This is a genomic window from Kribbella sp. NPDC043289 (assembly GCF_056436705.1).
Window position 1 is genome coordinate 156,894 of the sequence record NZ_JBWKCB010000001.1, and the last position, 13,631, is coordinate 170,524.

The 13,631-nt window shown below is 69.2% G+C and carries 12 protein-coding genes; 5 read left to right on the forward strand and 7 right to left on the reverse strand.

Annotated elements, in window-relative coordinates; genetic code table 11:
- Window positions 1–105: 105 nt before the first annotated feature.
- Complete coding sequence (locus AC0662_RS00745; RefSeq protein ID WP_452195714.1) at window positions 106–669, forward strand: HdeD family acid-resistance protein; 564 nt, start codon at window positions 106–108, stop codon at window positions 667–669.
- 40 nt (window positions 670–709) lie between these two features.
- Window positions 710–2,332: a phosphoglucomutase (alpha-D-glucose-1,6-bisphosphate-dependent) gene (gene pgm, locus AC0662_RS00750; RefSeq protein WP_478297586.1), complete on the forward strand. Its 1,623-nt coding sequence runs from the start codon at window positions 710–712 to the stop codon at window positions 2,330–2,332.
- On the opposite strand, the gene AC0662_RS00755 is transcribed toward pgm, so the two are convergent.
- The 7 genes from AC0662_RS00755 to AC0662_RS00785 all read right to left on the reverse strand — a co-directional run bounded on the left by AC0662_RS00755 (window position 2,329) and on the right by AC0662_RS00785 (window position 10,653).
- Complete coding sequence (locus AC0662_RS00755; protein WP_452195718.1) at window positions 2,329–2,706, reverse strand: DUF3037 domain-containing protein; 378 nt, start codon at window positions 2,704–2,706, stop codon at window positions 2,329–2,331. The genes pgm and AC0662_RS00755 overlap by 4 nt on opposite strands.
- Window positions 2,703–3,440, reverse strand: a complete 738-nt coding sequence (locus AC0662_RS00760; protein ID WP_452195720.1) for a HipA family kinase — start codon at window positions 3,438–3,440, stop codon at window positions 2,703–2,705. The genes AC0662_RS00755 and AC0662_RS00760 overlap by 4 nt, the downstream gene beginning before the upstream one ends.
- Window positions 3,441–3,547: 107 nt before the next feature.
- Complete coding sequence (locus AC0662_RS00765; RefSeq protein ID WP_478297589.1) at window positions 3,548–5,326, reverse strand: glycerophosphodiester phosphodiesterase family protein; 1,779 nt, start codon at window positions 5,324–5,326, stop codon at window positions 3,548–3,550.
- A gap of 112 nt (window positions 5,327–5,438) precedes the next feature.
- Window positions 5,439–6,161 (reverse strand): hypothetical protein, encoded by a 723-nt coding sequence (locus tag AC0662_RS00770; RefSeq protein WP_478297591.1) that lies wholly within the window; start codon window positions 6,159–6,161, stop codon window positions 5,439–5,441.
- 46 nt (window positions 6,162–6,207) lie between these two features.
- Window positions 6,208–8,862 carry an ABC transporter permease gene (locus tag AC0662_RS00775; RefSeq protein ID WP_478297593.1) on the reverse strand — a complete coding sequence of 885 codons (2,655 nt, stop codon included), beginning with the start codon at window positions 8,860–8,862 and terminating at the stop codon, window positions 6,208–6,210.
- Window positions 8,859–9,626: an ABC transporter ATP-binding protein gene (locus AC0662_RS00780; RefSeq protein ID WP_452195728.1), complete on the reverse strand. Its 768-nt coding sequence runs from the start codon at window positions 9,624–9,626 to the stop codon at window positions 8,859–8,861. The genes AC0662_RS00775 and AC0662_RS00780 overlap by 4 nt, the downstream gene beginning before the upstream one ends.
- A 421-nt stretch (window positions 9,627–10,047) precedes the next feature.
- Entirely contained in the window at window positions 10,048–10,653 is a 606-nt protein-coding gene (locus tag AC0662_RS00785; RefSeq protein ID WP_452195730.1) for a hypothetical protein, read from the reverse strand.
- 375 nt (window positions 10,654–11,028) lie between these two features.
- Here AC0662_RS00785 and AC0662_RS00790 point away from each other — a divergent pair, with 375 nt between their 5' ends.
- The 3 genes from AC0662_RS00790 (at window position 11,029) to AC0662_RS00800 (ending at window position 13,544) form a co-directional block, all read left to right on the forward strand.
- Window positions 11,029–11,430 carry a hypothetical protein gene (locus tag AC0662_RS00790; protein WP_452195732.1) on the forward strand — a complete coding sequence of 134 codons (402 nt, stop codon included), beginning with the start codon at window positions 11,029–11,031 and terminating at the stop codon, window positions 11,428–11,430.
- Window positions 11,431–11,512: 82 nt separating this feature from the next.
- On the forward strand, window positions 11,513–12,622 hold the full coding sequence (locus AC0662_RS00795; RefSeq protein WP_452195734.1) for a GNAT family N-acetyltransferase: 1,110 nt from the start codon (window positions 11,513–11,515) through the stop codon (window positions 12,620–12,622).
- Entirely contained in the window at window positions 12,594–13,544 is a 951-nt protein-coding gene (locus AC0662_RS00800; RefSeq protein WP_452195735.1) for a potassium channel family protein, read from the forward strand. Before AC0662_RS00795 ends, AC0662_RS00800 begins: the two co-directional genes overlap by 29 nt.
- Window positions 13,545–13,631: the final 87 nt, after the last annotated feature.

Consider the following 13,631-nt stretch of genomic DNA (forward strand, 5'->3'; position numbering starts at 1 on the left):
TGTCCGAATCCCGGAGCGTCCTCACCTCTACCGGATGATCTTCTGGCCGCCGACCCGGACGATCATGAGGTCTTAGCGCGGGGTGGCGGCCGGAAGGGGCTGGCGATGGACCGGGAGCTGTTCGGGTCGAGCTGGAAGATGATGGTGCTCCGCGGGGCGATCGCGATCGTCTTCGGCATCCTGGCGATCGCCTGGCCGATCGAGACCGCGCTCGCGCTGATGCTGCTGTGGGGCTTCTGGGCGCTGTTCGAAGGCGTCAGCCTGATCGCGCAGGCGTTCCGGTCGAGCACGGAGGGAAGCCGGCCACTGCGCGCGGTGCTGGGGCTGATCGCGCTGGTCGTGGGGCTGCTGGCGATCTTCCACCCGGGCGTGACGGCGAAGACGCTGACCTGGCTCGTGGGTCTCTGGCTGATCATCCGCGGCGTGTTCGAGGTGTTCACTGCGTTCAGCAGCTACCGGCTCACGCCCCGCTGGCTGATCCTGCTGGGCGCCGCACTGTCGATCCTGCTGGGCGTGTTCTTCGTCGCCAACCCGGGCGGCGGCGTCGTCGGGATCGCGGTCTGGCTCGGTCTGATCGCGCTCTGCTGGGGCTTCGTCTTCGTCGTCACCGGCTTCCTGCTGCGTCGCAACCCCACGCCGGCGGCCCCGGCCAGCCCGGCGCCGGCCTAGGACCGTTCGGCGCCACCGTCTGTTGTGGTTGCATGTGGTCATGCACCCACGCGCAGGCCAGCCCGCACAGCCCGAGGACCTCGTCGACGTCGACGCCCTGCTGAAGGCGTACGACGACATCACTCCGGACGTGCGGAACCCCGCCCAGAAGGTCGTCTTCGGTACGTCGGGACACCGCGGCTCGAGTCTCGACGGCGCGTTCAACGAGGCGCACATCCTGGCGATCACGCAGGCCATCTGCGAGTATCGCGCCGGACAGGGGACGACGGGCCCGCTGCTCGTCGGCAGGGACAGCCACGGTCTGTCCGAGCCGGCCTGGCGCACCGTCCTCGAGGTGCTGGCCGGGAACGACGTACAAACGCTGGTGGACAGCGGCGACCGGCTCACGCCGACCCCGGCCGTCTCGCACGCGATCCTGCGGCTCAACCGGGGCGCCGGCGCGGACGCCGACGGCATCGTGATCACGCCGTCGCACAACCCGCCGCGCGACGGCGGCATCAAGTACAACCCACCACACGGTGGTCCGGCCGACTCTGACGCGACCAGCTGGATCGCGAACCGCGCCAACGACCTGATCGTCGCCGGCAACCGCGAGGTACGCCGGAAGCCGTTCGAACAGGCCCGTCAGCACGCGGGGGACTACGACTTCGTCGGCCACTACGTCGACGACCTGCCGTCGGTGCTGAACCTTGACGTGATCCGCTCGGCCGGCGTGCGGATCGGCGCGGACCCGCTCGGCGGCGCAAGCGTCGACTACTGGGCCGCGATCGCCGAGCGGCACGGGCTCGACCTGACCGTGGTGAACCCGCGGATCGACCCGGCCTGGTCGTTCATGACGCTCGACCACGACGGCAAGATCCGGATGGACTGCTCCTCGCCGTACGCGATGGCGTCGCTGGTCGCGCAGCGGGACCGGTACGACGTGGCGACCGGCAACGACGCGGACGCGGACCGGCACGGCATCGTCACTCCGGACGCCGGACTGATGAACCCGAACCACTACCTGGCCGTCGCGATCTCCTACCTGTTCAGCAACCGCCAGTGGGGTCCTGACGTCGCGGTCGGCAAGACGCTGGTGTCGTCGTCGCTGATCGACCGGGTGGTCGCGGACCTCGGGCGTCGGCTCTGGGAGGTGCCGGTCGGGTTCAAGTGGTTCGTGCCCGGGCTGGTCGACGGCTCCGTCGGCTTCGGTGGTGAGGAGTCGGCCGGTGCGAGCTTCCTGCGCTTCGACGGCACGGTCTGGACCACGGACAAGGACGGCATCCTGCTGGCGTTGCTGGCGAGTGAGATCACAGCGGTGACGGGGGAGACGCCGTCGCTGGCGCACGCCAAGTTGGTAGAGCGGTTCGGCGCCTCGGCGTACTCGCGGGTGGACGCGCTGGCCACGCGCGAGGAGAAGGCGAAGCTCGCCGCCCTGTCCGCGGATGCGGTCACCGCGACCGAGCTGGCCGGTGAGCCGATCGTCGACCGGCTGACGAAGGCGCCGGGCAACGGCGCCGCGATCGGTGGGCTGAAGGTCACCACGGAGTCGGCGTGGTTCGCCGCGCGACCGTCCGGAACCGAGGACCTCTACAAGATCTACGGCGAGTCGTTCAAGGGGGCCGCGCACCTGGAGCAGGTGTTCGCCCAGGCCCGCGACGTCGTGTCCGAGGCCCTCGCCTAACGCACGAACGCGTCGAGCAACCGGTCCAGATCCGCGGCGGGATCGCTCGTCAGCCCGCTGTGGATCGGGCCGGGGTGGACGACGGTACTGCGTGGCGCGGCCAGCCACCGGAACCGTTCACTGATCGTGGTGGCGGCCGCCGGTCCGCCGGCCGGATCGCCCGCGCAGATCGCCCGGATCTGGTCGAGGGACGCGCACACCACGTCCACGTCGACCGCCGGGTCGAGCGCCCGGAGCCGGGCCGGGTCGACGTCCCACCCGGCCGCGAGGAAGTCGAGCGCGCGGCAGTAGAGCACCGCGCCGACGTTGATGAACTCACCGCGCTGGATACGCGGCGCGGCGCGCAGGATGACGTAGTCGAACGGCGCCGTCATTTGGCACCTCCAGGCATCCACGCGGGCCGGTTGTCCAGACGCGCCAGCAGATGACCGAGGTACCGGTCGCGGTCGCCCTCTTCGATCCATTCGTCCGGCACGAGCCCGATCACTTCCTTCAGCAACTCCGGCGTGATCGCGGCGGCCAGCTCGGCGTCGACCGCGGGAACACCGGGGGCCGCGACCGAGAAGACGTGGTCGGACGCGTCGTACGGGAGGCCGGCGAACTTCTCCGCGGGCATCCAGGAGTGGTGGAAGTACAGCGCGGCGCCGTGGTCGATCAGCCACAGGTTCTTGTGCCAGACCAGCAGGTTGGTGTTCCGCCACGACCGGTCGACGTTGGCGACGAACGCGTCCAGCCAGAGGATCCGCGCCATGCCCTCGTCACCGGGGTTGCCGGCCGAACCGTCGTACCCGAAGGAGCCCGGGAGGAAGTCGACGGCCAGGTTCAGGCCGGCGCTGCGGATCAGCAGCTCCTGGATCTCGAAGTCCGGCTCGGACCGGCCGATCGCCGGGTCCAGCTCGATCAGCTTCAGCTCCGGCACCCGCAGGCCGAGGCGGCGGAACAACTCGCCGACGATCACCTCGGCGACGAGGGCCTTCGGCCCCTGGCCGGCGCCGTGGAACTTGATCACGTACGTGCCCAGGTCGTTGCCCTCGACAACACCAGGCAACGACCCACCCTCACGCAGCGGCAGCACGTACCGGGTCGCGGTGACAACAGGCAGACTCACGCCGCAGAGCTTAATGCGCGGACCTCCAGGCCATCACAATCACCCACCCGGCCGGTGCGCACGCGGCAGACCGGCCGGGCGAGCGGATTGTGATGGCCTGGCGGTCCTCAGCCGCGGAGGAAGTCTTCGAGGCCGTGGAGGTCGTCGGTGTTGAGGTAGTCGACGCCGGCGTCGGTGAGTTCACGCCAGAGCGCCTCGCGGGCCGCGCCGGGGGTGTCCGGGGTGGCCCAGAAGCGGACCTTGTAGCCGGCGTGGTGGGCGGTGGTGACGATGTCGTGCAGCTTGGTCTTCTCGGCCGCCGGCATCGGGCCGACGCCCTGCCAGGTGAAGGCGTTCGTCCAGTTGTCGCTGACGAGCGGCATCAGCGACGCCGGCATCCCGGACTGCAGGTCGGCGAGGCGTCCGTCGTACCCGGCGTAGCGGATCTTCTGCGCCTTCAGGACGTCGAGCGGGCGGTTGCCGCTGATCACCGAGGTGACGGCACCCTTGTGCACCCGTCCGTCGACGAAGGCGGTGCTGATCCCGCGGTACTTCGCGAGCGCCTTGTCGAGCGCGGCGTACGTCGAGGGTCCGTCGCTCTTGATGTCGATCAGCAGCTGGAAGTCCCGCCCGTGCTGGTACACCTGCCCGTGGTTCTCGCGGACCCGGTCGGCGAGCGGCTTCAGGTACAGGCTTTCCAGCGTGCGGCCGGGTTCGGCGTCGGCGAGATCGTGGGCGACGCGGAGTTCACCGTCGACCAGCCAGACGTCCGCCTCGACACTGTTGAACCCACGGTCCAGCGCGTCCTGCAGCGGGCGGCGGTGGTCGTAGTCGTTGTGCGCGTGCGCGGACGGCAGCGCCCGGACCGCCGGAGCGTCGTACGCCTTCGGGAGCCGGAACCCGTTGGCGCGGACGACGTCGCGGACCCGGTCCGGGTAGTCGCTGATGATGCCGTCGACACCCTGGTCGACGAACCACTGGAGGGTCGCCGGGTCGTCGACGGTCCACGGAATCACCTTCAGACCGGCGTCGTGGGCGGCCTTCACGGTGTCCTTCGTGAAGTACGGGCGGAACGCCGGGTCGCTGATCTTCCCGCCCTGCGGGAACCCGTCGACCGGTGAGATCGCCGAGGCGCCGAACGACTTCACGGCCTTGATCGGGTCGCCGCCGAAGTCGTCGATGTCGATGCCGCCGAGCCACGGCGACTTGCCCGGCTTGCCGACCTGCAGGAAGTCGTAGTTGTCCAGGGCGACCAGCGGCAGCTCCGGCATCACCTGGCGCATCCGCATCAGCGAGCCCCAGTCGAAGCTCTGGATCGTGACCTGCTTGGCGATCTTCGCCTTGCGGATCTCGCTCGCGACGACCTGGACGAACTGCTCGCGCGGCGCGGTCTCGGACGGCGCGCCGGCCTCGACCTTGGTCTCCACGTTCAGCTTCACGTCGTTCGCGTGGTAGCGGTGCACGAGCGCGAAGACGTCCTTGAGTTCGGGCATCCGGGCGCCCGGGTCGGGCTGCTGCTGCGGGAAGTTCGAGAGCGGCTGCGAACCGCAGTCGAGCTGCTTGACCTGCTTGAGCGACAGCGTGTTGATGAACTTGCCGACGTACGGGTACTCCGGGTCGCCCGCGGTGTACGGCGCGGTGTCGCGGCACTTCTTGCCGTCGACCTTGCGGTCGTGGGTGACCACGGCGTACCCGTCCTGGGTGATCTGGACGTCGAGTTCGAGCGTGCTGACGCCGAGCTGCAGACCGTGTGAGAACGACGCGATCGTGCTCTCGACCGTGAGCCCGAGGCCACCGCGGTGGCCCTGGATGTCGAAGGTGCCGCGAGCAGCGGCGGCCGGGGCGGCCGGAAGCAGCAGTCCGGCGATCAGCGCGCACGGGAGCAGTGCGCGGGGAAGGCGGCGCATGAGGGGTTCCTTCCGGAGGGGTGGTGGGCGGACGCCCCCGAGGCTGGCTGCCGCAGGAGTACCCACGTCCTCGTGAAGGTAACCGACAAGCGGCCCACTGGTGACCAGACAACTACGGTGCGGAGGTGATCCGCCGTACCGACTGGCTCTCGGCCGTGATCGCGCCGTTCTTGAACGCCTTGTCCAGCGTGCCTTCGGTACGCCGGGTCAACGTGAGGTCGACGGGACAGGTGGTCGTCTGCTTGGTGCCAGGTGAGGGTGTGCCCGCGACGGGTTTGATGGAGCCGATCGGGATACTGGCCGACGTACGCCCGGGCTCCAGCTGCAGGCTGCCGTCCTGGATGCACCCTCCGGTCCAGGTGAGGATCGTGGGTGTCTCCGACGGTTGGCTCTCGAAGCGCACCGGGATCGCCGCGCGGCGCGAGTACGTCGTGGCCGCGAGCGGGGCGACCAGACGGACTCGCTCGGGAAGTTTGACGGTGGACTGCGGTGCCGCGTCGTCGTTGCTGCCACGGGTCAGGTCGAACGTGATCTCGGTGCCCGGATCGACCACTCCGTCGAGCTGACCGGTGTACTCCGTGACTCCGGCCGCACGGTGATGCTTGAGGCCCGCGTCCTTCCCGCCACCGGAGGCCTTGATCGACTCCTTGTCACCGAGCTCGACGAACGTCAGAGTCCCGACGCGGAACGAGGCACTTACCTTCGCGGCTTCGGTGGACTCGGGCAGCGTGACCACGTAGGTGGCCGTCATTCCACTGGTGCGGATGTCCTTGGACTCGACCGTGGAGCACCCGGCGAGGACGAGCAGCACTGCGAGGGCGGCAATCCGTTTCACGAGCAGCGAAGCTAGCAGCGCGTGGGGTTAGTGCTCCTGCGTAGAACTACTCGTACTGCAGTGCCTCCAACGGGTTGAGTCGTGCCGCACGGCGAGCCGGCCAGATCGCGGCGAAGATTCCGACGACCACCGAGAGGACCGCGAAGATCACCAGTTGCCCGACCGGGACGGTGAACGCGATCTCCTCCAGCCGGGAGGCCAGCAGCGCGGCGAGCACCATGCCCAGGACGATCCCGATCACCGCGCCGATCAGCGCCGTGATCACGCTCTCCTGCCGGATCATCCGTTTCACCTGGCCCCTGGTCAGGCCGATCGCGCGCAGCATGCCGAGCTCGCGGGTCCGCTCGAAGACGGTCAGCACCAGTGTGTTCACGATGCCGAACAGGCTGACCAGGACCGACAACGCGAGCAGGACGTACAGCACGTTCAGCAGGCTCCTGATGCTGTCCGTCTGGGCCTTCTTGAACTCCGCGATCGTCACGGCCTTGGCGTTCGGGAACGAACCCAAGGCATCGTTCAGCGTGGCCGTGTTGGCCGCCGTGACCCCGCCCTGCATCTTCAGGAAGGTGTAGATGTTCTGCGGCTGCGGGTTCACGGCGTCGAAGGTGGCCGTCGCGATCGTCACGTTCCCGAACGGCGATCCGCCCGCGGGCGGCTTGAAGATGCCGCGCACGGTGAACGGGACCGTCTTGCCGGTCACCATCTTCAGGCTGATGGGCGAACCCAGGCTGAGCGAGTGCGCCTTGGCGTAAGCGGAGTCGACGATCGCGCCGTCCGGCACCAGCGCCGACAGCGACGCCTGGGAGCCGGCCTGCCAGTCGAAGTTCAGCAACCCGGATGCGTCCTGGTCGACGGCCGTGATTTGGATGGTCTTGTCGAAGGCATGGGCCTCACCACCGCGGACACTCGTCAGCTGTTGGACCCCCGGCACCCTCGCTGCCGTGGCGGCGACCGTCGGCGGTAAGGGGCTGAAGTTGTTCTGCGCGGTGATCGCGTAGTCCGAGGTGGAGATCCGGTCGACGGCGTCCTCGAACGGCTTGATCAGGCCGGCCCCGAGCATGGCCACCAGCGTGACCAGGGCGAGCCCGATCATCAGGGCCGCCGCGGTCGACGCGGTCCGGTGCGGATCACGCCGGCTGTTCTGTCCGCCGATCCCGACCGCCGGCCGGTCCGGGAGGACGCGGGGGAACTCGGGATGCTTGCCGAACAGCCGCCGGATCGCCCAGAACGGTACCAGGATGATCGGCCAGATCAGCGCCGTGAGGACGACGACCGACCAGCGCGCGACGGGATCCGCGACGGCCGCCAGCGGACGGACCAGCCGCGAGGAGAACGCGGCGATCCCGATGAACAGCAACAGGACCCCGGCTCCGAGCAGGATGAGCAGCGTGCGCGTCTTCAACCCGTTGGCGAACAGACCGACGACCACCAGCGCGATGCCGACGGCGGCGAGCAGCGCGGCACCCAGCGGACGGTACCGGTGGAACCGTCCGGGCGCGATCGACGCGCCTTCGCGGACCGCGGCGATCGGGGGTACACGGGTCGCCCGCCAGGCCGGCCGCAGGCTGGCGAGGATCGTCACCACGACGCCGACCACCAGCGCGACCACGATCGTCCGGGTCTTGAAGACCAGCCCGTTGTTGGGCAGCGTGAAGCCGATCGAGTCGAACAGGTTGAACAGCCCGGTCGCGATCGCGAGCCCGAGGAACAGCCCGACGACGGCCGACAGCAGTCCGGTGACGAACGCCTCGAGGACGACGGACCCGAGGATCTGCCGGCGGGAGGCGCCGAGGGTCCGGAGCGTCGCGAACTCGCGGGTGCGCTGCGCGATCGTGATCGACAACGAGTTCGCGATCACGAACGACCCGACGAACAGCGCGATCGCGCCGAACACGAGCAGGAACGTCTGCAGGAAGTTCAGGAAGCTCGTGGTGTCCGAGGCGTCGTTGGCCGCCTGTTGCTCGGCGGTCCGGACCTGGGTCCCCGGCGGCAGGACCTGCTGGACGGCGTTGACGAGCTCCTGGTCGCTGGTGCCGTTCTTGGCGGCGAGCAGGATCTGGTCGAGCTTGCCCGTTTTGTCGAACAGTCGCTGCGCGGTCCCGAGGTCGAACCCGGCCAGCGTCGCGCCGCCGATCGACGACACCGCTCCGAACTCGACCAGCCCGGAGATCCGCATCCGCTGTTCCGCGCCACGCGCCTGTACGCCGATTGCGTCGCCCGAGTGGAATCCCTTCTTCTGGGCGGTCTGGGTGTCGATCACCACCTCGCCGGGATGCGGCCAGGACCCGTTGATCAGCGTCAGCGAGTTGAACTGCGGCAGCGCGGGATCGACGCTGAAGCCGAGGTTCGGCGCGCCGCCGAAGACGATCGCCTTGCCGTCCTTACCGATCAGTTGCGCCTCACCGCTGACCCCACCACCGGCCGCCCCGACCTGGGGCAGGTCGCGGACCTTCGGCAACAGGGTGTCGGAGAACGACGGCGCGGCGGATCCGTTCTGCCCCGCCTCGAACGCGGTCTTGCCGGTGATCGCGGCGTCGGTGTTCTTGTAGTTCTGGGTGAAGATCGAGTGGAACGCGGACGTGATCGAGTCCGTCAGGACGTAGGTTCCCGAGATCAGCGAGACCCCGAGCACGACGCCGATCGCGGTCAGCGCGGTGCGGAGTTTGCGCGCCAGCAGGCCCTGCAGGGCGAAGCGGATCACTGCAGGTCCAGCGTGTCGATGATCTGCAGGATCTCGTGCTGGTCGGAGCGTCCGGTCTCCTTCACGATCTCGCCGTCGGCCAGGTACAGGACCCGGTCGGCCATCGCGGCCGCGCGGGCGTCGTGGGTGACCATCACCGTGGTCTGCCCGTACTTCTCCACCGAGGACCGCATCAGCGTGAGGATCTCGCCGCTGGTCCGGGAGTCGAGGTTGCCGGTCGGTTCGTCGGCGAAGATCACGGTCGGCCGCGACACCAGGGCGCGCGCGATCGCGACCCGTTGCTGCTGGCCGCCGGACAGTTCTGCCGGGCGGTGCCCGAGGCGGTCGGTGAGGCCGACCCGTTCGACGAGGTCGTCGAAGTACTCCGGATCCGGTTTCTCGCCGGCGATGGTCAGCGGCAGCACGATGTTGTCCCGCGCACTGAGCATCGGGAGCAGGTTGAAGAACTGGAAGATGAAGCCGATGTGCTGCCGGCGGAGCTTGGTCAGCGCGTCGTCACCGAGGGTCGTGATCTCGGTACCGTCGATCCGCACCGAGCCCGAGGTCGGGCGGTCCAGGCCGGCGAGGATGTGCATCAGCGTGGACTTGCCCGAGCCGGACGGTCCCATCACCGCGGTGAGCTGTCCGGGTTCGATCTGCACGCTCACGCCGCGCAGCGCCCGGACGGCGGTGTCCCCCTCGCCGTACACGCGGACGATGTCGGCCGCGCGGACGACTTCGGTCGGCCGCGCGGAATCAGTTGTCTGCCCATTTACGGAGACCATGCGCCCTCCCCGGCGGATCAGCGGCCCCCCGGCCGATCGGTCACCTCTTTCGAGTGTGCGCCTCCTCGGCGATCAGATCTACCCACCCCCCCCGCGGGCGGCGACCGAACGGCGCGTTGACCCGGCGGGCATACTCCGACGCGGTCCGTGAACGGGACTGCAGCGCATGGGTTCGCCGTTGCCGCAGGCAACCCAGACGTGGTTGCTACTGGCAACAGTTGCCTGGGGAAGAGTGACGGCGTCGGACCGGGAAGCGCCTCACGGCGCGTGGCCGCTCGTAGCGGCTTATTTTGGGACCCGGGGCTTGCACCGGCCCGACACCTCGAACAGTGTAGCGGGTGCTCAAACCCCTTGTCCTGTTGAGATCTCGGGCTCCGAGACGGCGATCACGCGCTATAACACCAGGACGCGTCGGGCGCAACTACCAGAGCTGTCCGGCGCGTTCGGCGCGGGCCGCGGTCTCCAGCTGGTCAGCGGTCTCGACCAGTTTCGAGGCGGACAGGACCTGGTCGTGCCCGTCGTCGGCCAGGTGCGCGCGCCCGGTCGCCACGATCCGCGCGAACGCCGCCGCCCGGTCCAGGGTGATCGCGAAGTCACCGGTCGCGACACCGCGCAGTACGGCGTCCACCATCTCGCGGACCTCGGTCGGGCCGGGGGGCTCGGCGACACCGGCGACGACGGCGTGGACTTCGGCGTACTTGCGGCCGGTGGCGAACTCGCGGGAGACGGCCTCGGCGTTCGAGTGCACCCAGGAGCGCAGGACGTAGAGCCGCCAGAGCGCGCCCGGCAGGGAGTCGGCGGGGGAGTCGGACCAGAGCTCGGCGAGCTCGTCGAGACCGTACTCGTCGGCCAGTTTGACCACCCGGGCGTGCACCTCGGAGTCCTCGGACTTCCGCACGCCGCGGACCAGCAGTTCGGCGGTCCGGTGGGCGGCCTCGGTCACGGTCGCCGGGTCGGCCGCACCGGGCAGCGACTCGAACAACTTGTTGCCGGGCAGGATCGGCCGACGCGGATTGGGGGAGGTCACGGCCTCCATGGTGCCTGACGCGGCGAACGTCCGCATGCCGACGCGACAGGCAGCCCCGAAATGCGCCGGCGAGGGTGCGAAATGAGCGACGTGACGAAGCTGAGCGCATACTGGTGTCCTGATGGAGTCTTCTCGCGCGACGACGCGTCGTCACCTGCCCACGAGTCCTTTCACCGCCCGGACCGCAGCCCCGATCAAGACATTCGAGACTGGTGACCGGGTATCCCACGACAGGGAGGGCATCGGCCGCATCAGCGCTGTCGAGGGCACTCGCGCGGTGGTGGTCGACCTGGGAGGCGGCCGGCTGCTACGCGTCATGTCGCCGTTCGACAAACTGCATACGCTCTGACCGGCTGAGGTCAGTACGCTCGACCCATGGCGGGTGCGGGGAAACCGAATAGCAAGCTGGCCAAGAACGTCGTCAAGTACGGCGTGCGGTACGGGCCGCTGGTCATCGAGGCGGTCCGGCACGGGCGGGAGCCGGCGCAGCAGGCGGTGCAGGCCGCGTGGGCGAAGCGGTCCGCGCGGCGCAAGGCGGTCGAACATGCTCTCACCGTGCGCGACGGTTCCTTGCTGAAGGTGATCAAGGACGGCGCGGCGATCTTCTTCGTGTTCTCCGGGGACGCGATCGTGACGACGTACCCGCCGGTGCCGCAGAGCAGCTATCCCGAGTTGCTCCGGCACGCCGACCTGGACCAGCGGGTGACCGCGGTGGTGCTGGCCGCGCGGAAGGTGAAGATCACACCGCACCTGCCGAAGGTCCGCCGGAAACGTTGACGCGGGCGTAACATCCCGGACCCGGCGGAGCAACAGGCCGGACGGAGAGTAGAAGGACGTTTCCACGAGGGAGGGCGTCCGCATGCTCTGGAAGATCAGGACCGAACTCGCCGACCGGCCCGGTGCCCTGGCCGAACTCGCTGCACGGTGTGGTGCGGACGACATCAACATCCTCCACCTGGAGGTCTTCACCGCCGAGACCGGCGCGATCGACGAGCTGGTCGTCTCCACCGGGGTCGGCTGGACCGCTGACGATCTGGCGGCCCTGGTCGCGGAAGCCGGATGCGTCGGTACGACGGTGCGCCCGTGCCAGGCCGACGTACTGAACGATGCCCCGACGCGGTACCTGCGCGCCGTACTGCGGCTGATCGACGACCCGGTGTCGGTGGACGACGAACTCGGGAACCTGCAGGGGTTCGAGGAGTACACGCCCGCCGAATGGGCCCGCGCCGATGTGCTGGTGGAGATCGCCGGGCGGCTGTCCGAGCGCTTCGAGGCGCCGGCGGGGCCGCGGCCCGGGAGCGGCGTGCCCGTGCTGCGGACGGCGACCGTCGAGGACGCCGACGCCGTCGTGGCGATGCACGAGCGGTGCTCGTACGAGAGCCGCACCCGCCGGTACCACGTCCCGATGCCGAAACTCACCGCCCGGACCGCGCGGCACCTGTCCGCGCCGGCCGGTGGCGTCTCGATCGTCGCCTGCCTCGACGGCGCGGTGATCGGGATGGCGACCGCGGCGCCGTGGGAGGAGCTCGGGAGCACGACGATGGAGGTCGCGGTCCTGGTCGAGGACGGCTGGCAGGGGCAGGGTCTCGGACTGCGGCTGCTGCGCCAGGTGGTCGACTCCGCCCGTACGCTCGGCGCCGACCGGGTGGTCTGCATGGTGCAGCCGGAGAACCACGCGATGCTCCGGACCCTCGAGCGGTTGCGGATGCGGTCCAGGGTGGTGCGGGACGGCGACAGTCTGATGGTGAGTGTCGCACTGTCCGACCGGAGCCTGTCATATGCGATGGATCGGCCGTCCGTGCAATATCGTCGTACCCGTGCCACCCCTTCCCACCGGTCGGAACCCACACGGTCTGCTGGTCAACCTGCCCGCGAGCACGCGCTCGCCGCTCTTTCAGCTCTTCAGCCGATTTCTGGTCGCGCTGGGACTGCTGACCGTGATGGTGCTGATCGTGGTGGTCGACCGTGACGGGTACCGGGACAGCTACGACGGCAAAGTCGACCTGATCGACAGCATCTACTACGCAACCGTCACGCTCACCACGACCGGGTACGGCGACATCACGCCGGTGACGCCCGCTGCCCGGCTGGTGAACGCCTTCATCGTGACTCCGCTGCGGATCGCGTTCCTGGTGGTTCTGGTCGGTACGACACTGGAAGTGCTGGCCAACGAGGGTCGCCGGATCATGCGCGACACGCGCTGGAGGAAACGGATGAAGGACCACACCATCGTCGTCGGCTACGGAACCAAGGGCCGGTCCGCGGTGCAGACGCTGCTCAGCAACGGGGTGAAGCGGGACAGCATCGTGGTGATCGACCCGCGGGCGCAGGCGATCGGTGATGCCGGCAACGACCAGATGGCCGCGTTCCACGGTGACGCGACCAACCGGACGGTACTGCGGCGCGCCGAGGTGATGACCGCGCGCGAGGTGATCGTGACCACCGACCGGGACGACTCGGCGGTGCTGGTCACGCTCGCGGTCCGGCAACTGAACTCGAGCGCGCACATCGTGGTCGCGGTCCGCGAGGAGGACAACGTGCCGCTGCTGCGGCAGAGCGGCGCCGACGCCGTCGTCACCTCGTCCGAGGCGGTCGGCCGGTTGCTCGGCCTGTCCGCGGTCAGCCCGAACCTCGGTGAGGTGATGGAGGACTTGCTGACGTACGGCGAGGGTCTCGAGGTCGCCGAGCGGCCGGTGCTCGGGCGCGAGGTCGGCAAGCCGCCGTCCGCCGTACCGGACCGGGTGGTGTCGGTCGTCCGCGACGGCAAGGTGCACCGGTACTACGACTCGAACGTGTCGGTGCTGGCGGCCGGGGACAAGCTGATCGTGGTCCGGCCGGCCAAGGAGACGCCGTGGGCCGAGCGCCCGGGCGCCGAGGAAGACGACGAGTAGTTCGTCACACCGTAGATAACAGCTTGGCCATCCGGCCGTCCTGAGGTTGACCGCTGGCCGACGGCGCCTTACTGTCTCGCTTGTAAA